The following is a 3,306-nucleotide window of genomic DNA, read 5'->3' as shown; positions in this document are numbered from 1 at the left end:
CAGCCGGCCAGGTTTTCATTGATTTCCTTTGCTCTTTGACGGGCACTGCTGATTTTTCCATTGTACTCTGCTTGTATGCGGGCGTTAGAGGCTTGAGTCTGAGCAATTACAGCTTCTTTTTCGGCATCTTTTTTCGCTTTCTCGGCAGCCTGGTCAGTAGCGGTTTTCTTTTCTACTTTGACTGCCTTCTTGTTAGCTGCTTTGGGTTGGGCTGGTGGTGGGGGAGGAGTAACCTTAGGCGGAGCTGATGGTGGAGTGAAGTTAGGAGGAGAGCCAGGCTTGGCGATAGGCCCTTTTCCACCTTCTGGTCCCTTAGCTCCTTGAGGCGATGTACTTGGGAGCGGGGCAAGATTTGGTGGAGTTAACAGGGATTCGTTAACTCGGGCAAATGCATAGATGTAACGACTGTCTCCGCTTGAATTTTCATCCTCTTCAGGCCCCCTGTAAATATCTCCAAATCGCAGCACATACTCCACACCGCTTTCCATCCCAACCAAAACTTCGCCTTTGTTTGAGACTACCTTGGGTACGGTTTGTCCGGATGCATCTTTGGCGGCAATGGTGTAGAAGCCCTTTTGCTGAAGCGATTGAACTACTGCTTGATTATTGGCATCCCTGAGATTGCTGAAAAACTCTTTTCCTTGTTTCAGGTTATTGACTAGAATTTCGGGTTTTCTTTCGACATCAATGATTTCGAGATCGTCTAGTGCATCTTTCAGTGCATCAAGAATTTCCTTATCAAGCTCTTCATTGTCCTTAAGGTTCCCCCCAGAGAAAGTCCATTTAGAATCTGTAAGATTCAAAACAAATGGATTGTTGGTACGGTTGATTTTCCCCTGTGCGAGGTTAACATCATAATTGTCCAGGGTTACTTGTTTGATCTTGCGCTTGTCGAGATCAAGGAAGTCTTGTTCTACCCAGTCCACAAATTTTGAGGAAACAAGTCGAGCGTTGCTAACCTCCACGCGGTATACTGCGTTTTGTTCTGGTTTACGCACATAATAAGTGTTGGGCAAACCATCTACCTCTTCACCGATAATCAAACTGGCGAGGTTAGAACCCGAACTGTTCTTTAAATGAATAAGTCGGCCAATTCCGGATTCTGTGGCATCGGCTTTACTTGGGTTGAGAACGCCAAACTTGGCATGCTCTCCGGCGCCTTCTCCAGCCTGATCAATAATACGTAGATCAAAAAGCATACTTGAAACATCTTTTAACTGGTTATCTGCGTTGGCAGGGTAATCAGCCTTTCCTGGGCGGCGGATAAACCACCCCTTTTTTGTCTGGGTAACTTCGATTGATTTTGTCTGTATGTCTTCTTCATCTACCTCCACAATTTCAATTCCGGTCAAGGCCCGAGCGTCAAATGACTCAAAGAGCGCTTGCCCCATTAAGTTGGCCTTTGCAGAGGGATCCCGTTTGGTTGGTGAGGTGAAGGTAGCTATGCAAACGGCTATGATGGCAGCGCCGAGAAAGGTTAAGGTCTTTTTATTTTCTTTCATTACTTATTAATCGAAAAAAGGTTAAATACAATTCAGTGTGAGAAGTTAGGAACGCACTCGAGAGTCTACGGTTCCCTGAATTTCAGCCCTTCGTTTCTTATAAAATACAAAGATGGCAATTAAGAGCAGGGGAAGGGGAGGAATAAAGACTGAAAGCCTTTGTATACTCCTTTGTTTTTCGCGGATTTCACGGTCTCTTTTTCTCTCCGCATCTTTAATCTTCACATTGGTGGTTTGGCGTAGTTCCCGTTCACGCTTGGCCATATTCTTTTGTAATTTCGCTGCTTCGGTCTGCAAAACTTGCATGAATTGTCCCTGGGTCATCGAACCTTGGTTGTTTTGCACATCTGCAAGAGCCTCGTTGAGTTTACGGTTTTCATCCTGAAGAATAGCTTGAATTGAACTTTCCGCTTCCTGAATGTTACGGGAGGCAACTTCTCTTGCTTCCTCAATACTCTTTTCAAATTCTTCTAGTGTGCGGTGCAATCTTCTACGGTTTCGAATTTCAAGCAGGCTTGTCTCGCCAGATAAATCATCGATCAAATTAAGAGCTAGGGTGACATTGTCGACATCTAGGGGGAAGTCAGACTCTGGACCGCGGCTACGAATATTGAAAAAAGGATCTGCGAGCATGTCCACATCGGCTACCAAGATAACATTTATCTGGTTGGTCTGATTACCATCTTCAACATTTCCGGAAATGGATGCGGCAATAATTTCCTGTGCCCCAGATCCTGAATACTTGGTACGATCTGGATTGAACCTGCGAGGTGTTCCGAACACTCCACCCGTCCAAAAAGTTTCTAAACTTGTGGTCCCCGCAAGAACTCCTCCGCGTGTTCTCAATAAGGGTTGGAAATCGAGGCTAGATGTTGACTTGGGGTAGAGGGTACCTGGACAGGTGAATAGGCAATATTGTAATTCAGATGTAATCGGGTCGGAGTGGAAGGAATTGGGCAATCCACCAACATAAACAAACTCATCCGGAAAATTTTCCGAACGTTGAATCTTGGGGAATGGATTGTATGGATCGCGTAAAATGCGTTCCTGTAAGCCTCCAAGCTTTGTATCCAAATCGGAAAGTAATCGTTGCTCTACAAAATTACGAATCGGGTGGTTGCTATCCATCTTTTCGAAAACCGTGCGGAGGGAACTTAGCTTCAAACTATTCCAGTCATTTTGCGAAAGAGAGGAATTTGATTTCAACCTTGCTTCGTACTCAGATGCTTTCTTGATCAAGTTGTCCAAGTTCGTGAAGAAAGTACCTACCTCAGGAAATCGACCACGAGCCGGGGCCAAGGTTCTTGTCGCATTTTGTTTTAGGCTGCTTAGTTCGGTTTGAACTTTTTCTAACCTTTCCATCGGGTCGAGGTTGAAGTTTACCTGTAATAAATCCCATAATTTATTCAGATCACCTTTTTCTGGAGCACTTCCTCCCTGGTCTGGTCCGCTGTTATTGTTTCGGCGTGGTTCGTAAGTTCCCGTAACACTACCTTGGATTAAGGGAAGAGGGTCTTCAAAAATGGCAGTGGGTATACCTGACTTAATTGCGGCTACCAAGTCGTCCATTTTCTCATTGTCCAAAGTGCTTGGTTGAACCACAACCAAGGCGTCGTAATCTTCCGGAGAAAGTTCTCCACCGGTAACCTCTTGGACATCATATTGTTTGTTGAGCTCGGTAAAAAATTCCCAGGCTGGAGTGCCTCCTCCCAAGTTAAATCCCATTATTCCCATACCTGCAGTACCAAGGACGGGTGCATCGGTGGCAAAAACTCCAAGGGTCTTTTTCTGGTGTGATCCGCTT

The 3,306-nt window shown here is 45.3% G+C and carries 2 protein-coding genes; both read right to left on the bottom strand.

Annotation, left to right across the window (positions count from 1 at the left end):
* On the bottom strand, nucleotides 1-1,502 hold a 1,502-nt coding region (locus tag ACKPQ4_RS07065; RefSeq protein WP_407680485.1), incomplete at its 3' end, for a DUF4340 domain-containing protein.
* 45 nt (nucleotides 1,503-1,547) lie between these two features.
* On the bottom strand, nucleotides 1,548-3,306 hold a 1,759-nt coding region (locus ACKPQ4_RS07060), incomplete at its 5' end, for a Gldg family protein (RefSeq protein ID WP_456151856.1).

The sequence above is a fragment of the Candidatus Chordibacter forsetii genome (assembly GCF_964187505.1).
Lineage (GTDB): Bacteria > Verrucomicrobiota > Verrucomicrobiia > Opitutales > Seribacteraceae > Chordibacter > Chordibacter forsetii.
The sequence above is the reverse complement of the archived record's forward strand: the minus strand, read 5'-3'. Positions and strand labels throughout refer to the sequence as shown.